This window comes from Bradyrhizobium sp. USDA 4473, assembly GCF_054063335.1.
This window is the reverse complement of sequence record NZ_JBSSGE010000001.1, coordinates 4,213,971-4,235,062: the sequence shown is the minus strand read 5'-3', so window position 1 is coordinate 4,235,062 and position 21,092 is coordinate 4,213,971. Positions and strand designations below refer to the sequence as shown.

General features: G+C 65.1%; 21 protein-coding genes. 16 read left to right on the top strand and 5 right to left on the bottom strand.

Annotated elements, in window-relative coordinates; genetic code table 11:
• Positions 1–4 precede the first annotated feature (4 nt).
• The gene (locus ACVW17_RS19625) at positions 5–1,036 is read right to left on the bottom strand and encodes a TRAP transporter substrate-binding protein (protein ID WP_456753401.1); all 1,032 of its coding nucleotides are present in this window, start codon (positions 1,034–1,036) and stop codon (positions 5–7) included.
• 187 nt (positions 1,037–1,223) lie between these two features.
• Here ACVW17_RS19625 and ACVW17_RS19620 point away from each other — a divergent pair, with 187 nt between their 5' ends.
• From ACVW17_RS19620 to ACVW17_RS19580, 9 genes are all read left to right on the top strand, one after another.
• Positions 1,224–1,970, top strand: a complete 747-nt coding sequence (locus ACVW17_RS19620; protein ID WP_456753400.1) for a FadR/GntR family transcriptional regulator — start codon at positions 1,224–1,226, stop codon at positions 1,968–1,970.
• Between the two features lie 308 nt (positions 1,971–2,278).
• Positions 2,279–3,010, top strand: coding sequence for a cytochrome c biogenesis CcdA family protein (locus tag ACVW17_RS19615; RefSeq protein WP_456753399.1), 732 nt, complete (start codon positions 2,279–2,281; stop codon positions 3,008–3,010).
• A gap of 122 nt (positions 3,011–3,132) precedes the next feature.
• A complete protein-coding gene (locus tag ACVW17_RS19610) occupies positions 3,133–3,597 on the top strand; it encodes a DoxX family protein (RefSeq protein WP_456753398.1) in 465 nt (154 codons plus the stop codon).
• Between the two features lie 88 nt (positions 3,598–3,685).
• The gene (locus tag ACVW17_RS19605; protein ID WP_456753397.1) at positions 3,686–5,476 is read left to right on the top strand and encodes a thioredoxin domain-containing protein; all 1,791 of its coding nucleotides are present in this window, start codon (positions 3,686–3,688) and stop codon (positions 5,474–5,476) included.
• Positions 5,477–5,767: 291 nt separating this feature from the next.
• Positions 5,768–6,031 (top strand): BufA2 family periplasmic bufferin-type metallophore, encoded by a 264-nt coding sequence (bufA2, locus tag ACVW17_RS19600; RefSeq protein WP_456753396.1) that lies wholly within the window; start codon positions 5,768–5,770, stop codon positions 6,029–6,031.
• A gap of 113 nt (positions 6,032–6,144) precedes the next feature.
• Positions 6,145–7,047: an MNIO family bufferin maturase gene (gene bufB / locus ACVW17_RS19595; protein ID WP_456753395.1), complete on the top strand. Its 903-nt coding sequence runs from the start codon at positions 6,145–6,147 to the stop codon at positions 7,045–7,047.
• Positions 7,044–7,829, top strand: a complete 786-nt coding sequence (locus ACVW17_RS19590; RefSeq protein WP_456753394.1) for an HvfC/BufC family peptide modification chaperone — start codon at positions 7,044–7,046, stop codon at positions 7,827–7,829. Before bufB ends, ACVW17_RS19590 begins: the two co-directional genes overlap by 4 nt.
• Before the next feature lie 17 nt (positions 7,830–7,846).
• On the top strand, positions 7,847–8,764 hold the full coding sequence (locus ACVW17_RS19585; protein WP_456797804.1) for a hypothetical protein: 918 nt from the start codon (positions 7,847–7,849) through the stop codon (positions 8,762–8,764).
• 94 nt (positions 8,765–8,858) lie between these two features.
• A complete protein-coding gene (locus ACVW17_RS19580; RefSeq protein WP_456753391.1) occupies positions 8,859–10,544 on the top strand; it encodes a SulP family inorganic anion transporter in 1,686 nt (561 codons plus the stop codon).
• 100 nt (positions 10,545–10,644) lie between these two features.
• Here the strand turns inward: ACVW17_RS19580 and ACVW17_RS19575 are convergent, their stop codons facing one another.
• The gene (locus ACVW17_RS19575) at positions 10,645–11,034 is read right to left on the bottom strand and encodes a hypothetical protein (protein ID WP_456753390.1); all 390 of its coding nucleotides are present in this window, start codon (positions 11,032–11,034) and stop codon (positions 10,645–10,647) included.
• A 233-nt stretch (positions 11,035–11,267) separates the two neighbouring features.
• Complete coding sequence (locus tag ACVW17_RS19570) at positions 11,268–12,692, bottom strand: FAD-binding oxidoreductase (protein WP_456753389.1); 1,425 nt, start codon at positions 12,690–12,692, stop codon at positions 11,268–11,270.
• 137 nt (positions 12,693–12,829) lie between these two features.
• On the opposite strand from ACVW17_RS19570, the gene ACVW17_RS19565 reads away from it, so the two are divergent.
• On the top strand, positions 12,830–13,318 hold the full coding sequence (locus tag ACVW17_RS19565) for a thioesterase family protein (protein ID WP_456756476.1): 489 nt from the start codon (positions 12,830–12,832) through the stop codon (positions 13,316–13,318).
• 12 nt (positions 13,319–13,330) lie between these two features.
• Here the strand turns inward: ACVW17_RS19565 and ACVW17_RS19560 are convergent, their stop codons facing one another.
• Positions 13,331–13,504 (bottom strand): DUF1328 domain-containing protein, encoded by a 174-nt coding sequence (locus ACVW17_RS19560; RefSeq protein WP_074128779.1) that lies wholly within the window; start codon positions 13,502–13,504, stop codon positions 13,331–13,333.
• Positions 13,505–13,784: 280 nt separating this feature from the next.
• Between ACVW17_RS19560 and ACVW17_RS19555 the strand changes: the two genes are divergently transcribed.
• The 5 genes from ACVW17_RS19555 to ACVW17_RS19535 all read left to right on the top strand — a co-directional run bounded on the left by ACVW17_RS19555 (position 13,785) and on the right by ACVW17_RS19535 (position 19,354).
• Positions 13,785–16,358 (top strand): ATP-dependent helicase, encoded by a 2,574-nt coding sequence (locus tag ACVW17_RS19555; RefSeq protein ID WP_456753388.1) that lies wholly within the window; start codon positions 13,785–13,787, stop codon positions 16,356–16,358.
• Positions 16,359–16,421: 63 nt separating this feature from the next.
• On the top strand, positions 16,422–16,835 hold the full coding sequence (locus ACVW17_RS19550; protein ID WP_456753387.1) for a hypothetical protein: 414 nt from the start codon (positions 16,422–16,424) through the stop codon (positions 16,833–16,835).
• Positions 16,832–17,518: an OmpA family protein gene (locus ACVW17_RS19545; RefSeq protein ID WP_456753386.1), complete on the top strand. Its 687-nt coding sequence runs from the start codon at positions 16,832–16,834 to the stop codon at positions 17,516–17,518. Before ACVW17_RS19550 ends, ACVW17_RS19545 begins: the two co-directional genes overlap by 4 nt.
• Before the next feature lie 154 nt (positions 17,519–17,672).
• A complete protein-coding gene (locus tag ACVW17_RS19540) occupies positions 17,673–18,596 on the top strand; it encodes an ABC transporter ATP-binding protein (RefSeq protein ID WP_456753385.1) in 924 nt (307 codons plus the stop codon).
• The gene (locus ACVW17_RS19535; RefSeq protein WP_456753384.1) at positions 18,593–19,354 is read left to right on the top strand and encodes an ABC transporter permease; all 762 of its coding nucleotides are present in this window, start codon (positions 18,593–18,595) and stop codon (positions 19,352–19,354) included. The genes ACVW17_RS19540 and ACVW17_RS19535 overlap by 4 nt, the downstream gene beginning before the upstream one ends.
• Before the next feature lie 121 nt (positions 19,355–19,475).
• Here the strand turns inward: ACVW17_RS19535 and ACVW17_RS19530 are convergent, their stop codons facing one another.
• The gene (locus ACVW17_RS19530) at positions 19,476–19,805 is read right to left on the bottom strand and encodes a hypothetical protein (protein WP_456753383.1); all 330 of its coding nucleotides are present in this window, start codon (positions 19,803–19,805) and stop codon (positions 19,476–19,478) included.
• 289 nt (positions 19,806–20,094) lie between these two features.
• Here ACVW17_RS19530 and ACVW17_RS19525 point away from each other — a divergent pair, with 289 nt between their 5' ends.
• Positions 20,095–20,883, top strand: coding sequence for a L,D-transpeptidase (locus ACVW17_RS19525; RefSeq protein WP_456753382.1), 789 nt, complete (start codon positions 20,095–20,097; stop codon positions 20,881–20,883).
• Positions 20,884–21,092 lie beyond the last annotated feature (209 nt).

The following is a 21,092-nucleotide window of genomic DNA, read 5'->3' as shown; positions in this document are numbered from 1 at the left end:
AACCTCAGGCCTGGGTGGAACGGATCAGATCGACGACGGCCTTCGTCTCGGGCCGCGCCTTGATGAAATTGTCGGTCTGCGGCAGCACGCGCTTGCGGAACGCCTCCTTGTCGCATTCGACCACCGTGACACCCTTCTCAGCCAACGACGCCAGCGCCTCCTTCTCCACCGCGAGGCCGTGGGTGCGGGTGTCGGCGGCGGCCTTCTTCGCCGCGTCGAGGAAACCCTCGCGCAGTTTGGGATCCATGCGGTTGAAGGTGGTGTCGCTGAAATAGACCGCGAGCGGCGAGAAGATGTGCTGGGTCAGGGCGTAGCTCTTCGAGGTCTCGTAGAACTTGCTGGCGAGGATGGTCGGCGGATCGTGCTCGAGACCGTCGAGCACGCCGGCCTGCAGCGCGGTATAGATCTCGCCGAACGCCAGCGGCGTCGCCGCCGCCCCCATCAGCCGCAGGCATTCGGTGATGATCGGATTGGGCAGCGTGCGGATCTTCAAGCCGGCGAGATCGTCCGGCGTCTTCACCGGCTTCTTCGACAGCACGCTGCGCGCGCCGAAATTATAGGCCCAGGCGATGATACGGATATTGCCGCCTTTGAGCAGCGCATCCTCGATCGGCTTGGCGGCGCCGGCGTCGAACGCCTTGGTCTGCTGCTGGAAGCTGGTGAAGAGGTAGCCGAGGTCGAAGGTGCCGACCAGCGGCACGAGGTTCGCCGAGATCGACGAGCCCGACACCATCAGGTCGATCACCCCGAGCTTCACCGAATTGATGACGTCGATTTCCTGGCCGAGCTGGTTGTCGGGGAAGAACGTGACCTCGATCTGCTCGCCGAGCCCGTTAGCCTTCAGGCTCTTGACCAGATTGTCGTAGTAGACGCGGCCATTGGCGTATTTGGGATCGTTGGGGAGCGACGACGAGCACCGCAGCTTCATGACCGCGGCCTCGGCACGGCCGATGATGGCGGGCGCGGCGGCAAGCCACGCTGCGGCAGTGACCGACGACCGCAACAGAATACGGCGACTTACCCGCGTCGATGTCATGGTGGTGCTCCTCCCCAGGAACGGACCTTGTTGGTCACGGATCTTGTTGGTCTTGGCGTTCTCTTGGCCGTCCGCCGGTCGGTGCCAGCTTGGCAGCGCTTTTGTCATAATGTATGACAAAAGCGCTGCGGTTGCGCAAGAGCACAGCGCGGCAGCGGCGCAGGCTTCAACCGCAGCGAGGCTTCCGATGTTCCAGACAACCAACGCGTTGCGCCGGAGTGTGCACAGCCAGGTCACCGACCGGGTCGGCAGCAGCATCGTGCGCGGCGAGATCGGGGTCGGCGAGACGCTGCCGCCGGAAATGCAGATCTGCGAGATGATGGACGTCAGCCGCACCGTGGTGCGCGAGGCCATGCGCACTTTGACCGGCAAGGGCCTGATCGAGTCGCGGCCGAAGAGCGGCACCAGGGTGCGGCCGCCCGAGCAGTGGAATCAACTCGACCCCGACGTGCTGCGCTGGCACCTCGAGAGCGCCGAGATCGATCGCTATCTGGCCAAGCTGTTCCAGCTGCGCTCCGCGGTCGAGCCCGCGGCAGCAGCGCTGGCCGCGACCCATGCCGGGGACGACGACATCGCCCGCATCCGCGCCGGATGCGACGGCATGGACGCGGCGAAGACCAACGAGGCCTTCGTCGCTGCCGATATCAAATTCCACCAGGCGATCTATTTCGCGACCCGCAACGAATTCTTCTGGCCGATCGCCCAGATGTTCGAGATCACGCTGCGCCAGAGTTTTACGATCGCAGCAACCGGCTCGCACCGTCCACGGGCGCTGATCGAGCACCGCGCGGTGCTGGACGCGATCGTGGCCGGCGATGCCGAGGCCGCGCGCGCGGCCACGGTGGTGCTGCTGGCGCATTCCGCCGACGATCTGGTGCGGATTCGCGGCCGCGAGTTCGAGACGCCGCCGCCACGGGACGCGCGCAAGCGGTAACGAGTGAGCAACTCTCTCCCGTGGTCGTCCCGGCGAAGCGGGGACGACGGCGAATGTGTGGTGCCCTTTGGGTCAAAAATCCGCATCGATGATTGGCGCATAAGCAAGCACCGGTTCCCTTCCCCTTGCGGGCCGCCGGGGGAGGGAGCCTCAGCGGCGTCCTCACCTCACCGTCGTTCCTCGCAACGCGTGAGCGCGCCCCCGCACACGACCCTGTGACCATAGTTGAATGCCTGGCGGCCGAAACTTCTGGATTGTTGGCGGCGTAGACGCCAAGACAGACCCGTTATTCCGCGAAGGTTTCATTGATGCACGACGTCTCGATTCCGGCAGCCTTGATTGCCGGCCTGGTCAGCTTCCTGTCGCCCTGCGTGCTGCCGCTGGTGCCGCCCTATCTGATCTATCTGACCGGGGCGACCATCGAGCAGGTCAACCAGGACGGCGCCACCGCCGCCTCCAAGCGCGCGGTGATGACGGCGGCGCTGATGTTCGTGCTCGGCTTCTCCACCGTGTTCGTCGCGCTCGGCGCCAGCGCGTCCATCGTCGGCGGGCTGGTGCGCGCCTGGTCGGCCGAGCTCTCGATCCTGGCCGGCATCGTCATCATCATCATGGGCCTGCACTTCCTCGGCATCACCCGGATCGGCCTCCTGATGCGCGAGGGGCGGCTGACCGCGCCCAAGCCGGTGGGGCTGTGGGGCGCCTATGTCATGGGCCTGGCATTCGCCTTCGGCTGGACCCCGTGCATCGGACCGATCCTGGCCGCGATCCTCTCGATTGCGGCGGCGGAGGCCACGGTGACCAAGGGCGCCGGCCTGCTTGCGATCTATTCCGCCGGGCTCGGCATCCCGTTCCTGCTCGCGGCCTTCATGGTCAAGCAGTTCTCCTCACTATTCGCGCGGATGAAACGTCATCTCGACACCGTCGAACGCGTGATGGGCGTGCTGATGGTGGTCACGGGCATCGGTTTCCTGACCGGCGCGGTCTCCAGCGTCAGCGTCTGGCTGCTGGAGACCTTCCCGGCGCTGCAAAACATCGGCTAGGCCCGTAACAAGCCGGCCATCGCCAGCGAAACTCCTGCCAGGACCCGGCCGTAACTTGGCTCGCGCCGTTCGTCCTGATCGCCGGCGCAACCGGCGCGTCGCGATATTCGGGAGGGTTTCGCATGAATTTCATCGTCAACCTGCTGATACTGCTGCCGGCGCGGATCGCTTCGTATTTTGCCTGGGCCGGTCCGCTGCTGATGCGGATCATCGTCGGCTACACCTTCATGATGGCCGGCTGGGGCAAGCTCAACAACCTCGCCCAGGTCACCGAGAACTTCGCCGGCTGGGGCATTCCGTTCCCGAACCTCCTCACCCCCTTCGTGTCCGGCGTCGAATATTTTGGCGGCCTGATGCTGATCTTCGGCCTGTTCACCCGCATCCCGGCCGCGATGCTCGCGGTGGTCATGATCGTCGCGATCAAGTCGGCGAAGTGGGGCGACGTCGATTCGCTGGAGACGCTGCTCGGGTTCGAGGAAGCGACCTATTTCGCGGCCTTCATGTGGCTTGCGATTGCGGGTCCCGGCGCCGCCTCGCTCGATCGCCTGCTGGTCAACCTGACGGCGGGCCAGAAGGAGCCGATCTGAGAGGCGCCCTCACAATCCCGTGACGTGGCGAGCCAGGGTGCTGCCCGATGCGTAGCTGGCACAAGCACACGCTGACCGAGGGCTCGCCATGTCGTTCGTTCGCCTTGCCGCCATTCTCACCCTGCTGATCGCATCGCCTGCGTCGGCGGCCGACGGCCCGGCATGGAGCGACTGGAGCGACGATCTGTTCGCGCGCGCGACGACCGAGAAGCGCTTCGTCATTCTCGATCTCGAAGCGGTGTGGTGTCACTGGTGCCACGTGATGGAGAAAACGACCTACGCCGATCGCAAGGTGCAGGACCTGCTGTCGGCAAAATATCTCCCCGTCCGCGTCGACCAGGACGCCAATCCGGGTCTTTCGAGCCGCTACGGCGATTGGGGCTGGCCCGCCACCATCGTGTTCGCACCCGATGGCACCGAGATCGCCAAGATCAGGGGCTACATCGAGCCCGAACGGATGCAGGCGCTGCTCAAGGCGATCATCGACGATCCCTCGCCGGGCCCATCGGTGGGGGAGGCCTTCGAGATCAAGCCCGGCGCGTCGGCCTTTCTCAGCAAGGCGCAACGCGCCAAACTGACCAAGACGTTCGACGACTCCTACGACGACGAGCTCGGCGGTTGGGGCGAGAACCAGAAATACATCGACGCCGACAGCCTCGACCTTGCGATCAGCCGCGCCGAGGCGGGCGACACCACGGCGACAAAGCGCGCCAGGCAGACGCTCAATGCCGCGATCGCGCTGATCGATCCGGTGTGGGGCGGCGTGTTCCAGTATTCCGAGGCCGGCTCCTGGAGCCATCCGCACTTCGAGAAGATCATCTCGTTCCAGTCGCAATATCTGCGGCAATACAGCCAGGCCTATGCGCAATGGAAGGATCCGAAATATCTCGCGTCCGCGCGCAATATCGCGCGTTACCTCACGGATTTCCTGCTGAGCCCGGATGGCGCCTTCTATGTCAGCCAGGACGCCGATCTCAATCATGATGTCGACGGCCACACATACTATGCTCTCGCGGATGCCGCGCGCCGCAAGCTTGGTCAGCCGCGCATCGACCAGAATCTCTACGCACGCGAGAACGGGTGGGCGATCTCCGGGTTCGCCGCTTACTACGACGCGAGCAACGATCCGAAGGCCCTGGAGATTGCCGAGCGCGCGGCACGATGGGTGCTCGCCAATCGCGCGCTGCCGGTTGGCGGCTTCCGCCATGGCGACAAGGATCGCGGCGGCCCCTTCCTCGGCGACACCATCGCGATGGGACAGGCCCTGCTCGATCTCTACACCGCGACCGGCAATCGCGACTGGCTGGCGTCGGCGGCAAAGGCCGGCGACTTTGTCGCGACCTTCCGCGACGAGGCCGGCGGCTTCTTCACCTCGAAGACGTCGGAGGGACAGACGGGCGTATTCGCCAAGCCCGCCAAGTTGATCGACGACCAGATCCAGGTCGCGCGCTTCATGAACATGCTCAATCGCTACACCGGCGACGAGCGCAGCCGCGAACAGGCCGCACATGCGATGCGCTATCTCGCTGCCGCGTCCGCCGAGATGCCGCGTCCATTGCCCGGCGTGCTGCTCGCCGATGACGAACTGGCAGTCGAGCCGACGCATGTGACGATCGTCGGACACAAGGACGACAGCCGTGCACAGGCCCTGCACGTCGTCGCGCGCGCCCTGCCCGCACGGTACAAGCGGCTCGAATGGCTCGACCTGCGTGAGGGCAGGCTGCCCAACGCAGACGTCGACTATCCCGACCTCGGTGAGCCCGCAGCCTTCGCCTGCAGCAACCGAATCTGTTCGTTTCCGGCCTTCAATGCCGCCGAACTGGAGGTCAATGTGCGGCAGATGGCCAAGCTGAAGCCGGCGCGGGCCGCCCAGAACTGACGACCACCCCGTTGTGCAACGCAACGAAATCGCCAGAGATCGCCGCCGCGCGACATGAATGCATCGCCCGGCTGGACGGTTCGAAAATTTTCTTCCGAAACCGTGTAACCAAATCGCCGGAGGCCCGTAGCTGTTTCCGGACGAGCATTCGGACCGCGGCAGCAAAGCCAAGCACCTCCTGCGATCCGACTGCTTTCCGAACACTCGTTGTGCGGTCTGGGGATCGATCGATCATCGGATGCTCACGGCGCCACGCTGACTGCATTCAAAACAACCACCGAGGAGATCGTCATGAAGTTGAATTCGAAGTCCGGCGCAACGCTCGCCGTCGCTGCGGCCACCATGTTCCTCGCCGGCTCCGTCGTTTCGACCACCTCGACGCCCGCGAACGCCGCCATGGGCAAGTGCATGGCCGGCAATGCCTGCAAGGGCCAGAGCGCCTGCAAGGGCGGAGCCAACGCCTGCAAGGGCCAGAATGCCTGCAAGGGCACCGGCTTCTCGATGAGCACCGAGAAGCAGTGCGCCAAGCTCGGCGGCTCCTACGTCAAGGGTTGATCGCCCGAGGCAAGCTCGCGTGATCGGCGGGGCACGGTGTAGGCCGGGCCCCGCTTTCGTGATAATTTCAGACGTCGGCGCCGCGATAGCGGGGCCAGTGATGTGGAGGCGCCATGAACGTCGCGAGCCGATTGCCCGACCGGCCGATCGCGTCGGCGGAGTGCCCGACGACTTCCGCCAGACCGCCCTTCCTCGGCTTCGGTCTCGGCCTGCGTGCGCGGCATTACGACGAGATCCTCAACAGCAATCCGCCGATCGACTGGTTCGAGGTGATCAGCGAAAATTACATGCTGCCCGGCGGCCAACCGCTGCGCATCCTCGACCGGATCTGCGAGCGCTATCCCGTGGTGATGCACGGCGTCTCGCTGTCGATCGCGTCCACCGCGCCACCGAACTTCGACTATTTGCAGGGCCTCAAGGACCTCGCAAAGCGGGTGCAGCCGAAATGGGTGTCCGACCATCTGTGCTGGACCGGCGTGCACGGCAAGAATCTGCACGATCTGCTCCCGATCCCCTACACGCAGGAGGCGCTCGACCATGTCGTCAGCCGCGTGCAACTGGTGCAGGACTTCCTCGGCCGTGCTATCGTGCTCGAGAACGTCTCCACTTACGTGCAGTTCAACAATTCCGAGATGACGGAGTGGGAATTCCTCTCCGAGCTGTCGCGCCGCTCCGGCTGCTGGCTGCTGTTCGACATCAACAATGTCTATGTCAGCGCCTTCAACCACGGCTATGATCCGATGGCCTTCCTCAACGGCATTCCGGCCGATCGCGTGGTGCAATTCCACATGGCCGGCCACAGCCATATGGGGACGCACATCATCGATACGCACGACCATCCGGTGTGCGAGGATGTCTGGGACCTCTACGTTGCGGCATTGCGACGGTTCGGACGCGTCTCGACCATGATCGAACGCGACGACAACATCCCGCCGCTCGACGAATTGCTGATCGAGGTCAGGCGGACCCGCGAGATCGCGGAGCAAAACCTGCCCGCGAGAGCGCCGACGCAATGAGCGACCTCGCGCGCCAGCAGAGCGAGTTTCAGCGCGCCATCCTCACCAGCGACGAGAGCATCCTGTCGGAAATCCTCGACAGCCCGCGGGAGACGCGCGAGACGCTGCTCGGGGTTTACCGCTACGCCTACGACTCGCGGCTGATCGAGGCGATGCGCAATGACCACGAGCTGCTGCACCGCTTTCTCGGCGACGAGATGTTCGACGACATGGGCCATGCCTACGTCAAGGCACGGCCGTCCGAGCATCCGAACCTGCGCTGGTTCTCGCAAGGCTTGCCGGACTTCCTGAAGTCCACCGAACCCTACTGCAGCCACCCCGTGCTCACCGAGCTTGCCGCGCTGGAGAAGGCGTTGAACGACGCTTTCGATGCTGGCGACGACGCCGTGCTCGCGCTGGAGAGCATGGCCTGTTTCGCGCCCGAGATCTGGAACGACCTCGTGTTCCGGCCGCATCCGAGCGCTACACGGATCGACCTGTCAACCAATGCGGCGGCGATCTGGATGGCACTGAAGAACGACGAGACGCCGCCCGAGGCGGAGACGCTCGCCGAGCCCGCCCGCCTCCTGATCTGGCGCCAGGATACCACGCCGATGTTCCGCGAGCTGCCGGCCGAGGAAGCGATGATGTGGGACGAAGCCTCCGGCGGCATTCCGTTCGGCGTGCTCTGCGAGATGCTTGCGACCTACGACGATCCCGACAATGCGGCGGCGCGTGGCGCCGGCTATCTGCATGGCTGGATCACCGCGGGACTGCTGACGGCGGCATCCATTCGCGAATAGGGACGCGGCAGGTCGCGATGAAAGGCATCTCGACATATCGCGTGATCGCCGCGGCGATGCTCGTCGCCGCCACCATCCTCGGCATCGCGTCCTGTCATGTCGAGGCGCAGTCGGAGTTCATGCGCGGCAATGGCATGCCCTACGAAGCCTTCGACCGGTTGCCGAAGACCGATCTCGACGTGCCCGGCGGCACCATCCATGTCGCCTTTGCCGCCGGCGAGATGACATTGCGCAAGGACAGGATATTCGACTGGATCAAGGCCTCCGCCCGCGCGGTCTCGATCTATTATGGCCGGTTTCCCATCAGTTCGCTGCGGCTGCTGCTGGTCGGCCGCGACGCCGGCGCCGACGATCTGAAGCGCGACTGGGTGATCGTCCACGAGATGGTGCACACCGCCCTGCCCGACCTCGACGACCGCTATGCCTGGCTGTCGGAGGGGCTCGCAGTCTATGTCGAGCCGGTCGCGCGGGTGCAGGCCGGCGATCTCATGGCGCAGGACATCTGGCAGGCGATGATGCGCGACATGCCCAAGGGCTTGCCGCAGGCCGGCGACCAGGGTCTCGACAATACCGACACCTGGGGCCGCAAATACTGGGGCGGCGCGATGTTCTGCCTGTTCGCGGATGTCGAGATCCGCAAGCGCACCGGCAACAGATTCGGGTTGCAGGCTGCCATGCGCGGCGTGCTCGCCGCCGGCGGCAACCACGAAAAGGACTGGCCGATCGCACGGGTGCTCGCGACCGCCGACAAGGCCGTCGGCGTCGATGTGCTGGAGCGGCTGCACGACGAATGGGGGTCGATGCCGGTGACACCCGACCTCGCGGCATTGTGGCGCGACCTCGGCATCACGCTGCAAGGCGACGGCGTCGCCTTCGACGACGGCGCGCCGCTGGCGGCGATCCGAAAGGCGATCACGGCAGCGCCTCCGCACTAGCCGAGCCCCTCCGCACCACACTGCCAACTCCGCTGGCTTTTGGCCGCGCGATGTCGGACTATCGGGGAATCGCCGCAGTCCACGTGGGAGACCGATGGCCGACGCTCGTCCGACACGCGCCAACTGGCCGATCTTTCGCTCGCTCAGGGCGTTCAAGCCGAGCGACCTGCCGGGTGACTTGATCGCTGGATTGACGCTGGCGGCGATCGCGATCCCGGAGCAGATGGCGACCGCCCGGCTCGGCGGCTTCTCGCCGCAGATCGGCTTCTTCGCCTTCATGGCCGGCTCGCTCGGCTTTGCGATGTTTGGCGCCAACCGTTTCCTGTCCTGCGGCGCCGACTCCACCATCACGCCGATCTTCGCCGGCGGGCTGGCGCTGATGGCGACGGCCGGCTCGCCCGACTATCAGGCGTTTGCGGTGGCGCTGGCGCTGATGGTCGGCGTCATCATGATCGCCGGCGGCCTGTTCAAGCTCGGCTGGATCGCCAATCTGCTGTCGACGCCGGTGACGGTCGGCTTCCTCGCCGGCATTTCAGTCCACATCCTGGTCTCACAGCTGCCTGGCGTGCTCGGCCTGACCACGCCGGACGGCCCGACGCTCTACAAGCTCGGGGTGCTCACCGAGACAATCGGCCAGACCAATCCCTATACGCTGATGATCGGCCTCGGGGTACTGGCGCTGGTCGCCGGATCGGAGAAGATCAGCGCGCGGATTCCGGGTGCGCTGATCGGCCTTGTCGCGGCCACCATCGCTGTGGTCGCCGGCCATCTCGAGACCAAGGGCGTCAAGGTGGTCGGCACCGTGCCCGGCACGCTGCCGACGCCCTCCTTTCCCGACATCGCGCCGGAGCGATGGATCAAGCTGCTGTCGCTGGCGATCCTGATCGCGGTCGTCGTCATGGTGCAGACCGCGGCGACGACGCGCTCGTTCCTGTCCGATCCAAACAAGCCGGCCGACGTCGATCGCGACTTCCTCGGCGCCGGTGCCGGCAGCGTGTTGTCCGGGCTGTTCGGCGCCTTCCCCGTCAACGCCAGTCCGCCGCGCACCGGCATCGTGTCGGAGACCGGCGGACGCACCCAGGTCGCAGGGCTGTTTGCCGCGGCCATCGTGCTCATGCTGCTGGCATTCGGCGCGACGCTGCTGCGGCACGTACCCGATGCGGCGCTCGGCGGCGTGCTGCTGTTCGTGGCGCTGCGGATCATCCGCGTGAGGCAGATCGTCGCGATCTTCCGCCAGTCGTTCTATGAATTCCTGCTGGTGGTGGCGACCGCGGCCGCGATCATCGTGCTGCCGATCGAGCAAGGCGTCGCAGTCGGCATCGCGCTGTCGCTGCTGCACGGCATCTGGACCACGACACGCGGCCAACTGGTCGAATTCGTCCACGTACCCGGCACCACGATCTGGTGGCCGACGGGCCCGCACGTCACGGGCGAGCGCAAGCCCGGCATTGCCGTGGTCGGCTTGCAGGCGCCGCTGTCGTTCCTCAATGCGGAAGGCTTCCACAGCGGTGTGCTCAAAACCATCGCCGCGACGCCGAAGCTGCGGCTGCTGGTGATCGAGGCCAGCGGCATGGTGGAGATCGATTTCACCGCGGCGCAGGGGCTACGCGATTTGTTTCGCGAATGCCGCGATGACGGCGTGACGGTGGCCGTGGCGCGGCTGGAATCCACCCGCGCGCAGGAGGCATTCGAGCGCTTCGACCTCTACGATGTCTTGCGGCGGGACCACGTCTTCCACAGCGTCGACGAGGCGGTGCGCACGTTGGGTGGGCAGGTATAGATTTGATGAAGCCGTAGCCCGGATGAAGCGCAGCGTAATCCGGGATCTCCCGCGCGGCACGATCTCCCGGATTTCGCTTCCGCTCCATCCGGGCTACAGGCTACTGCTCCTCCTCCAGCATCGGATGCTCCTTCAGCACCTCCGCCTTGATCGAGCCCGCGTGGATGGCGCGGAACAGCGCACGACCGGTCTTGATGTTGTTGGCCTTCATGCACAGACCGATGATCTCGCGCACCGCGGAATCCCGCACCAGCTCGTCGGAGATCTTCATCGCGGTCTCCATCGCGGCCTTGGCGGCACGCTCGTAGCGATCGCGCTCGACCTGCTGCTGCTTCGGCGAACGTTTGCCGGGCGAGCCGATCGCCTCGGCGCAGCCGGCCGCATCGCGGCAAATCGCACGGATCCTGTGCGCAGCCTCGATGTCGCCGAGCGGCTGCGCGACCGGATCGTCCCAGATGTCCTTGCGCCTGGTCTTGGTGAACAACCACATCGCCGTACCTCGAAGCGCGGCAATCATAGCTGGCCCTGGTGCAACCTGTGAACGACAGAGTCGGCCCGCCGCCGAGCAACCGGCAAACTATGGCGCTGAGGTTACACCGGGCCGGCCGCTCCGTGCGCAATGCGCGCCTGGAGCGGGAAGCCGTGATCACACTGCGTCACACATAGCAGGCAAGAACGTTCCGCGCTCGCCCGCTGACGACTCCTCCGTGACGTGACGACGCCTCAGGCGGCTGGAACAATCTTTCCGGGATTGAAAATGTTGTGCGGATCGAGCGCGAGCTTGAGCGCCCGCATCGCGTCGAGCGCCTCGGGGCCGAGCTCGGCCTTCAGATATTTCTGCTTGCCCTGGCCGATGCCGTGCTCGCCGGTGCAGGTGCCATCCATCGATTGCGCGCGCTCGACCAGCCGGTGCATGAACTCCTCGCCCCGCGCCATCTCGTCCTTGTCGTTGACGTCGCAGAGCAGCGAGCAGTGGAAATTGCCGTCGCCGACATGGCCGACGATCGGCGACAGCAGGTTGAGCCGCTTCAGATCGTCCTCGGTCTCGGTCACGCAGTCGGCAAGCCGCGAGATCGGCACGCAGACGTCGGTTGCGACGACGCCGATGCTGTCGCCGGGACGCAGCGCCTTGACGGACCAGTAGGCGTCATGCCGGGCCTGCCACAGCTTGGTGCGATCTTCCGGCTTGGTGGTCCAGGTGAAGTCGCCGCCGCCGCATTCGGCAGCGATGTCGCGGAAATTCTTCGACTGCTCGGCGACCTCGACCTCGCTGCCGTGGAATTCCAGCAGCAGCAACGGCGTCTCCGGCAGCGACAGCTTCGAATAATTGTTGCAGGCCTTCACCTGCGCCGCATTGAGCAGCTCGATACGGGCGACCGGAATGCCGGTCTGGATCGCGAGGATCGTGGCCTGGCAGGCGTCGGCCACCGTCTCGAACGAACATGCGGCAGCCGCGATCGTGTCGGGAATGCCGCGCAGGCGAATGGTCAGCTCGGAGATGATGCCGAGCGTGCCCTCGGCGCCGACGAACAGATGCGTCAGGTCGTAACCGGCCGACGACTTCTTGGCGCGGGTGCCGGTCGTGATTATTTCGCCGTCGCCGCGCACCACCTTCAGCGCCAGCACGTTCTCGCGCATGGTGCCGTAGCGCACCGCGTTGGTGCCGGATGCGCGGGTCGAGGTCATGCCGCCGAGCGAGGCGTCGGCGCCGGGATCGATCGGGAAGAACAGGCCCTGGTCGCGCAGATGCTCGTTGAGCGCCTTCCGCGTCACGCCGGGCTGGATCACGCAGTCGAGGTCCTCGGCATGCACCGCGAGCACCTTGTTCATGTCGCGCAGATCGATGCAGACGCCGCCCGCGGGCGCGTTGACCTGCCCTTCCAAGGACGTTCCGGTGCCGAAGGCGATGACGGGCACGCGGTTGGCCGCGCAGATCCGCACCACGTCCTGGATGTCGGCGGTTTCCTGCGCCGTGACGACCGCGTCCGGCGGCTGGTTCGGCAGCCACGTGGTGGTATGGGCGTGCTGTTCGCGCACCGCCTGCGACGTCACGAGCCGGTTGCCGAACCGCGCCGCCAGCGCGTCGATCGCGCGCTTCAGGGCCGCCGGCTCAGGTCGCGTCAAATTGCTCGAAATCGTTGTCGCCACGTCAAAATTCCTCCCGGCTTTAGCCGACCGTGGCAAAGCTTGTATAAGGGGTCAAGAGAGCCTGACTTGAAAAAGTTCATGCTCGAACGCCAGCGAACCGGGAATGGGAGATGACCATAGTGACTGCCGCCAGCGAGATGCCGCTTCCATCAGCCCCGTTCAAATCGTCCGTGATGCAGATCGACCCGCAATGGATCGATTACAACGGCCATCTCAACATGGCCTATTACAACGTGATGTTCGACCGCGCCATCGACGAGATGTGGCTGCAACTCGGCATCGGGCCGGCCTACATGAAGGCGCGGCATTGCTCGACCTTCACCGCCGAATGCCACGTCCGGTACCTGCGGGAAATCCATCTCGGCGATCCCGTGCAGGTCTCGGTCTTCCTGCTCGGCGCCGACGAGAAGCGGCTGCACACGTTCGAGGAGCTGCGCCACGCCACCGAGGGCTGGCTGTCGGCGACCTCGGAAAACCTCACGCTGCATATCGACATGGAGGCGCGCAAGGTGGCACCGTTTCCCCCGGATATCCGCGCCCGGGCGCAAGCGATTGTGGATAGCTATGCGGGCGTGCCGCGCCCCGAGGGCATCGGCCGCAACGTGGCGATGCCTGCGAAGAAGTGAGTTCGTGTCTTGCTACACCCTTGTACGGCCACGCACCAATCCAAGCACAGCCGTTACCAGGAACAGGATAACGGCGATGAAGAAGATCGCCTTGGCGATTTCGATCGAGGCGCCGGCGATGCCGCCGAAGCCCAAAATGCCCGCGATCAACGCGATGACCAGGAATGTGACGACCCAGCTCAACATGATCAAACCTCTGCTTTGTTGCCTCGCGCCGGCTCGTGCTGGCGACATGACTGAAGAAACAATCCGGCGGAGACATGCTGGTTCCTGATCGCGAAACCGCGAAATTTCGGCCGCGTTTTGGAACCTGGTCGAGTGTGGACTGCTGCCAAAACCGTTCCTGTCGGCCGCGATAAAACCTGTCAAAACGGCCGAACAGGCCCTATATGCCCCTCAATCCCCTGTTAAGAAGGCTCCCCTTCACCGTCCCGCGGTGCCATCGTGGGGCCGAGACGATTCGCCAATGACCGAGCCGAGCAAATTGCCCCATCACGGCGTTCCCGAGCACCAGCCGGTGGCTGGCGGCATCGCCGCGCGTGCGCGGGCGGCGGCGGGTCCGCAATATCTACAGGGCCTCAATCCGGAGCAGCGCGACGCAGTCGAGACGCTCGACGGTCCTGTGTTGGTGCTGGCCGGTGCCGGCACCGGCAAGACGCGGGTCTTGACCACGCGCATCGCGCATATCCTGAGCCAGGGCCGCGCCCGGCCGCAGGAAATCCTGTCGGTGACCTTCACCAACAAGGCGGCGCGCGAGATGAAGCTGCGGCTCGGCCAGATGCTGGGCCAGGCGGTCGAGGGCATGCCGTGGCTCGGCACCTTCCACTCGATCGGCGGCCGCATCCTGCGCATCCACGCCGAGCTGGTGCAGCTCAAATCCAACTTCACGGTGCTCGATGTCGACGACCAGGTGCGGCTGTTGAAGCAGTTGCTGCAGGCCGAGAACATCGACGACAAGCGCTGGCCGGCGCGGATGCTGGCCGGCCTGATCGACAGCTGGAAGAATCGCGGGCTGTCGCCGTCGCAGGTGCCCGCGGGCGAAGCCGCCTCGTTCGGCAACGGCAAGGGCGGCAAGATCTACGCGACCTATCAGGAGCGGCTGAAGATCCTCAATGCCGCCGATTTCGGCGACCTGCTGCTTGAGAACATCCGGCTGTTCCGCGAGAACCCCGATGTGCTGCGGCAGTACCAGAACCGCTTCAAGTTCATCCTGGTCGACGAATATCAGGACACCAACGTCGCGCAGTATCTGTGGCTGCGCCTGCTGTCGCAGGCGCCGTCGCGACCGGGGCGATCGCTCTCCGATATTATTCCGGGAGCAACCAACTCTCCCGTCATTCCGGGGCGCATCGAAGATGCGAACCCGGAATCTAGAGGTGAAGAGGACTCATCTCGAGATTCCGGGTCTGCGCCTGCGGCGCATCCCGGAATGACGGAGAATGCCCCCCTCAAGAACATCTGCTGCGTCGGCGACGACGACCAGTCGATCTACGGCTGGCGCGGCGCCGAGGTCGACAACATCCTGCGCTTCGAGCACGACTTCCCCGGCGCGAAAGTCATCCGCCTCGAGCGCAATTACCGCTCCACCGGCCACATCCTGGCCGCAGCTTCGCATCTGATCGCGCACAATGAAGGCCGGCTTGGCAAGACGCTGCGCACCGAGGATGTCGACGGCGAAAAGGTCACCGTCACCGGCTCCTGGGATTCGGAAGAGGAAGCGCGCGCGATCGGCGAGGAGCTCGAGGAGCTGCAGCGGTCCGGCGAGAATCTCAACGACGTCGCCATCCTGGTCCGCGCCTCGTTCCAGATGCGCGAGTTCGAAGACCGCTTCGTCACACTCGGCCTGCCCTACCGCGTGATCGGCGGTCCCCGCTTCTACGAGCGCGCCGAAATCCGCGACGCGCTGGCCTATTTGCGCACCATCAATTCACCGGCCGACGATCTCGCCTTCGAGCGCATCGTCAACGTGCCGAAGCGTGGCCTTGGCGATGCCACCGTGCAGCTGCTGCACGACCATGCCCGCAAGCGCCGCATTCCGCTGTTCGAGGCGGCGCGCGCCGTGGTCGAGACCGACGAATTGAAGCCGAAGGCGCGCGGCTCCCTGCGCGACCTCGTGATGCAGTTCGACCGCTGGCGCGCCCAGCGCGAGGTGACCTCGCACACCGAGCTAGCCGAGATCGTGCTCGACGAGAGCGGCTACACCGAGATGTGGCAGAAGGACCGCTCGGCCGATGCCGCGGGCCGGCTCGACAACCTCAAGGAACTGGTCCGTTCGATGGAGGAATTCGAGAACCTGCAAGGGTTTCTCGAACATATCTCGCTGGTGATGGACCGCGACGGCGAGGCCGGCGACGAGGCGGTGTCGCTGATGACGCTGCATTCGGCCAAGGGGCTGGAATTCGACAACGTGTTCCTGCCGGGCTGGGAGGAAGGCCTGTTCCCGAGCCAGCGCACGCTGGACGAACAGGGCCGCGCCGGGCTCGAGGAGGAGCGCCGCCTCGCCCATGTCGGGCTCACGCGGGCACGCCGCCGCGCGAAAATCTATTTCGCCACCAACCGCCGCATCCATGGCACCTGGTCGACCACGATCCCGTCGCGCTTCCTTGACGAGCTGCCGGCGCACAATGTCGAGATCACCGAATCCAAGGGCGGATCGGGCTGGGGCGGCAGCGGCGGCTACGGCGCCTCGCGCTTCGACAACCTCGAATCATTCGGCTCGAGCTACTCGACGCCGGGCTGGCAGCGTGCCCAGGCCAACCGCACCCGTGGCGGCGGCGGCCGTAGCGGCGGCTTCGAGGAGCGGCAGTCGTCGTTTTCATCGGACAGCTTCAGCCGCACCAAGCGCGGCCCCATGGTGATCGAGGGCGAGCTGGTGGCGAAGTCCACCGGCACGACGTCGGAATTTTCGCTGGACGATCGGGTGTTTCACCAGAAATTCGGCTACGGCCATGTGGTGAAGATCGACGGCAACAAGCTGACCATCGCCTTCGAAAAAGCCGGCGAGAAGAAGGTGGTCGACAGCTTTGTGGAACGGGTGTGACAGAGACGGCTTCGCTGTTCGTAGCTCTTGACCCCAGTTGAATTCACGGGTTGAGATGGCCGCATGGTCCGGGGTGGGTTTTTCCTTTTCGTCATCGCGCTCACCGCGCCGTCGCTGGCGGTCGCGGAGACGATGAGCTTTGGCGATTCCGCAGCGCAGCTGGCCAAGGCCTGCGGCGCCGATATCACCGCGAACTGCCGCGGCGTCAATCTCGACTCCACCCGCCTCAAGGAATGCCTGTCGCGCAACCGCGACGTGATCTCGCCGCAGTGCAAGGAGAGCTACTTCTCAACCCTCGATGCGATCCAGAAGCGGATTGCGGCGCGCGTCACCGTTGCCAACGCCTGCACCCGCGAGATCGTCAAGGTCTGCGGCGGCTCGACCAAGGAGACCAGCAAGTCGGTCCCCTGCCTGGTCGGCGCCAAGGGCCTCAGCCGCAATTGCACCCAGGCGATCAATGACGCGGGGTATCAATGATGCGGCTGCCGACGCAAGGCCTGCGCAGCGCTGGCCTTTCGGGCCTGTTGAGTGCGCTCGTCTTGCTGGCGATGGCGCCCGCGCAGGCGCAGACCGCCATCACGCGCGACGACGTCATCGCCAAGCTGAATCATTACGAGAGCGACGCCGAGATCGATGTCCCCGCGCTGCGCCAGCAGGCGGCCGAACGATCGAAGTCGCGCTCCAAGAACGAGCCGCCGCCCTCGAAGCGCCCGCCGATCGCGCCTGATCTGACCAAGCTGCCGACGTTCAATGCCGACATCGCGTTCGACGTCGACACGCCGATCGTGCTGCCGGATTCCTACCAGACCGTCGGACGCATCGCCGATGCGCTGACGCAGTCCTCGCTGCTGCCCTACACCTTCCTGATCGTCGGCCACATCGAGTCGACCGGACGGCGCGAGAACAACGTGGTGCTGAGCCAGCGGCGCGCCGACGCGATCCGCGACATCCTGGTCAATACCTTCAAGATCACACCGAAGCGCCTGCAGTCGGTCGGGCTCGGCGAAGAGCAATTGCTCGATCCCGCACGCCCCAACGCGCCCGTCAACAACCAGGTGCAGATCATGCTGGTCGGCAAGCTCGCCGACACCGCACCGCCCGCACATCCCACTCCCGCGGCGGCCGCCAAGAAGCCGGCGAAACCCGCGAAGAGGCATTAGAGCGGCTTATCCGCCACACCGCAGAATGATTTTTCTGCCCTGCCGGGTGATTGCAGAACGGATTATGCGTCCCTATCTGCGGTTGACCCCGCATCGCGCGCCGCCCGGACTCCAATCCGCGCGCATCGCTCCTCTCTCACGCTTCCGATCCTCCATGTCGCCGATCATTTCCGTATCCAATCTTTCGAAGACCTATGGCTCCGGCTTCAAGGCGCTGAAGGGCATCAATCTGGACATCAATCGCGGCGAGATCTTCGCGCTGCTCGGGCCGAACGGCGCCGGCAAGACCACGCTGATCAGCATCATCTGCGGCATCGCCAATCCGAGCGAGGGCCGCATAGCGATCGGTGGCCACGACATCATCAGGGACTATCGCGCGGCGCGGTCGATGATCGGGCTGGTTCCACAGGAGTTGCACACCGACGCCTTCGAATCGGTGTGGGCGACCGTCAGCTTCAGCCGCGGCCTGTTCGGCAAGCCGAAGAACCCCGCCCACATCGAGAAGGTGCTGAAGGATCTTTCGCTGTGGGACAAGAAGGACAACAAGATCATCACGCTGTCCGGCGGCATGAAACGCCGCGTGATGATCGCCAAGGCGCTGTCGCACGAGCCGCAGATCCTGTTCCTCGACGAGCCCACCGCCGGCGTCGACGTCGAACTGCGCAAGGGCATGTGGGAAGTGGTCCGCACGCTGCAAGCGGCCGGCGTCACCATCATCCTGACCACGCACTACATCGAGGAAGCCGAGGAGATGGCCGACCGCATCGGCGTCATCAACAAGGGCGAAATCATCCTGATCGAGGACAAGGCGACCTTGATGCAGAAGCTCGGCAAGAAGCAGCTGACGCTGCAACTGCAGGGCAAGCTTGACGCCGTTCCGCCCGCACTCGCCGCCTACAATCTCGAACTCTCCGACGACGGCCACGCGGTGACCTACGATTACGACACCAAGGGCGACCGCACCGGCATCACTAGCCTGCTCAACGATCTGCGCAACGCCGGCATCCGCATTTCCGATCTCGACACGAAGCAGAGCTCCCTCGAAGACATCTTCGTCAGCCTCGTGAGGGCGCCATGAACTACCGCGCAATCCGGGCCATCTATCTGTTCGAAATGGCGCGCACCTGGCGCACGCTGCTGCAGAGCATCGTCTCGCCGGTGGTCTCGACCTCGCTCTATTTCGTGGTGTTCGGCGCCGCGATCGGCTCGCGCATCACCCAGGTCGAGGGCGTCAGCTACGGCACGTTCATCGTGCCGGGGCTGGTGATGCTGTCGGTGCTGACCCAGAGCATTACGAACGCCTCGTTCGGCATCTACTTCCCGAAATTCGTCGGCACGATCTACGAGATCCTGTCGGCGCCGATCTCCTATTTCGAGATCGTGATCGGCTATGTGGGCGCCGCCGCCACCAAGTCGATCATCCTCGGCCTGATCATCCTGGCGACGGCGGGACTTTTCGTGCCTTTGCACATCGCCCACCCGGTGTGGATGCTGACCTTCCTGGTGCTGACCGCCGTCACCTTCAGCCTGTTCGGCTTCATCATCGGCATCTGGGCCGACGGCTTCGAGAAGCTGCAGATGATCCCGATGCTGGTGGTGACGCCGTTGACCTTCCTCGGCGGCAGCTTCTACTCGGTGAACATGCTGCCGTCGGGCTGGCGCACCATCACGCTGTTCAACCCGGTGGTCTACCTGATATCGGGCTTCCGCTGGAGCTTTTACGAGATCGCCGATGTCAGCGTCGGGCTCAGCCTCGGCATGACCGCGGGATTTCTGGTGGCCTGCATGGCGATCGTGGCCTGGATCTTCAGGACCGGCTACCGGCTGAAGAATTGACGCTTTGTAGCCCAGCCTGTAGCCCGGATGAAGCGCAGCGTAATCCGGGACAATTTGAGCGACTGGCAAGACCGGTCCCGGATTTCGCTGCGCTCCATCCGGGCTACGGGTTCTTTGCCACTCAATAGCAATGGAAATGACCGTGGCGGTAATAGCCGCGGCAGCGGTGGCCGCGGCGATAGCCGCGATCCGGGATGCCGAACACGCCCTTGACCGCGCCCATGGCGCCGCCGACACTGGCGCCGACGGCACCGCCAACCACGCCGCCCACCGGCCCGCCGATCCGATTGCCCTCATAGGCGCCCTCGTGCGCTCCGCGGACGATGCCCTGGGCATGGCCGGCATGAGGAGCTGCCGCCAGCGCCAAAGCGAAGGCAGCGGCCGCAAGCAACAGCCGCGCGGAGAGGCCGGCTGGGATAGCGGCCGCGGTCTTAACCTTGGTGGTGTTCATCTGGGTTCCTTGATGCGCGACGCGATTGCGCCGCCGGGCGGGAATATGAAACGCCCATGCGGCCAAATGGTTGCGCGGCGGCGGCCAAATCGGCGGGCGACGTCGCGGTCTGCTCGCGAAAATGTCAGCCCGCTGCGGCCGGCCGGCCCGGCTTCGGCCTTGTTTGCGCCGCGCGCCGGATTAACGATGGCGCGGGTCCGCCACTGGAACCAAGTTCGGATTCCATGCATATTGGTTGCCGGGGACGGAGAGCCGCGGCTTTGCGATCAGGCCTGGAGGCCAAAGGTAAATGCGTTCGTTCCTCATTGCGTTCACGTCCGTGATGCTTCTTGCGGCCGGCGCCGCGCAGGCCAAGGTCGATATCACCATCGACAAGGACAATCAGCAGATGACCGTCGCGGTCGACGGCGTGGCGCGTTATCACTGGCCGGTGTCGACCGGCATCCCGTCGCGCGAAACGCCGAACGGCAGCTTCCGCGCCTTCCGCATGGAAGAGGATCACTACTCCAAGGAATTCGACGACGCGCCGATGCCGCATTCGATCTTCTTCACCAAGATCGGGCACGCGATCCACGGCACCGACTCGGTGAACCGCTTGGGTACTCCGGCCTCGCATGGCTGCGTGCGGCTGTCGCGCGACAACGCATCGACGCTTTACGCGCTGGTCCAGAAGGAAGGCGTGCTCAACACCACGGTGACGCTGACCGGTTCGTCCCAGGTCGCGCTGGCGCGCAATCCGCGCGGGCGTAATGGCACCGCCGTCGCTCGCTCCGCGCCGCAGCAAGTTGACGGACAGTACGGCACCGCCGCCGCCGGCGACCCTGTCGTCCTGACACCGCAGCCGCGCGAATATCCGGCGCAGGCCCGTGTCGACGACGGCTACATCTATCCAGCCGACGGCAGCTCGACTGACCGGCGCTATCCGGCGCCGCCGTCGAGCCGCCGCGTCTACGGCGCGCAGGCCTATGGTCAGCAGCAATACTACGGCAATCAGGGCTATGCGCCGGCGCCGCAGGGCTATTACCAGCCGCGGCCGTATTACGAGCGCGGCCCCTACGGCAACAACTATCAGGACTGAGACACTGGCCCGCTGGCGGCGCCAGGCCGTGCGCCGTCAGTTCACACGCCCCTCACCCGCTTGTGACCGTTGCAAAGCGCCCGCGCCCGCGCGCGCCGTGGCTGGTCGTCGCGCCGTCATCTGATTGTAAAATTGGCCCGATATTCGGCGGCAAAAGCGCCCGCCTGGCCTCTGAAGGCCGATTCACGCGGAATGCCCGGACGAGATGG

Coding starts and splice junctions, on each gene's coding strand:
- ACVW17_RS19555 (WP_456753388.1), top strand. CDS start 13,785: ATGACCGAGCCGAGCAAATTGCCCCATCACGGCGTTCCCGAGCACCAG.
- ACVW17_RS19545 (WP_456753386.1), top strand. CDS start 16,832: ATGATGCGGCTGCCGACGCAAGGCCTGCGCAGCGCTGGCCTTTCGGGC.
- ACVW17_RS19525 (WP_456753382.1), top strand. CDS start 20,095: ATGCGTTCGTTCCTCATTGCGTTCACGTCCGTGATGCTTCTTGCGGCC.
- ACVW17_RS19550 (WP_456753387.1), top strand. CDS start 16,422: ATGGTCCGGGGTGGGTTTTTCCTTTTCGTCATCGCGCTCACCGCGCCG.
- ACVW17_RS19625 (WP_456753401.1), bottom strand. CDS start 1,036: ATGACATCGACGCGGGTAAGTCGCCGTATTCTGTTGCGGTCGTCGGTC.
- ACVW17_RS19605 (WP_456753397.1), top strand. CDS start 3,686: ATGTCGTTCGTTCGCCTTGCCGCCATTCTCACCCTGCTGATCGCATCG.
- bufB (WP_456753395.1), top strand. CDS start 6,145: ATGAACGTCGCGAGCCGATTGCCCGACCGGCCGATCGCGTCGGCGGAG.
- ACVW17_RS19540 (WP_456753385.1), top strand. CDS start 17,673: ATGTCGCCGATCATTTCCGTATCCAATCTTTCGAAGACCTATGGCTCC.
- ACVW17_RS19560 (WP_074128779.1), bottom strand. CDS start 13,504: ATGTTGAGCTGGGTCGTCACATTCCTGGTCATCGCGTTGATCGCGGGC.
- ACVW17_RS19620 (WP_456753400.1), top strand. CDS start 1,224: ATGTTCCAGACAACCAACGCGTTGCGCCGGAGTGTGCACAGCCAGGTC.
- ACVW17_RS19615 (WP_456753399.1), top strand. CDS start 2,279: ATGCACGACGTCTCGATTCCGGCAGCCTTGATTGCCGGCCTGGTCAGC.
- ACVW17_RS19590 (WP_456753394.1), top strand. CDS start 7,044: ATGAGCGACCTCGCGCGCCAGCAGAGCGAGTTTCAGCGCGCCATCCTC.
- ACVW17_RS19580 (WP_456753391.1), top strand. CDS start 8,859: ATGGCCGACGCTCGTCCGACACGCGCCAACTGGCCGATCTTTCGCTCG.
- bufA2 (WP_456753396.1), top strand. CDS start 5,768: ATGAAGTTGAATTCGAAGTCCGGCGCAACGCTCGCCGTCGCTGCGGCC.
- ACVW17_RS19585 (WP_456797804.1), top strand. CDS start 7,847: ATGAAAGGCATCTCGACATATCGCGTGATCGCCGCGGCGATGCTCGTC.
- ACVW17_RS19530 (WP_456753383.1), bottom strand. CDS start 19,805: ATGAACACCACCAAGGTTAAGACCGCGGCCGCTATCCCAGCCGGCCTC.
- ACVW17_RS19575 (WP_456753390.1), bottom strand. CDS start 11,034: ATGTGGTTGTTCACCAAGACCAGGCGCAAGGACATCTGGGACGATCCG.
- ACVW17_RS19610 (WP_456753398.1), top strand. CDS start 3,133: ATGAATTTCATCGTCAACCTGCTGATACTGCTGCCGGCGCGGATCGCT.
- ACVW17_RS19535 (WP_456753384.1), top strand. CDS start 18,593: ATGAACTACCGCGCAATCCGGGCCATCTATCTGTTCGAAATGGCGCGC.
- ACVW17_RS19565 (WP_456756476.1), top strand. CDS start 12,830: ATGCCGCTTCCATCAGCCCCGTTCAAATCGTCCGTGATGCAGATCGAC.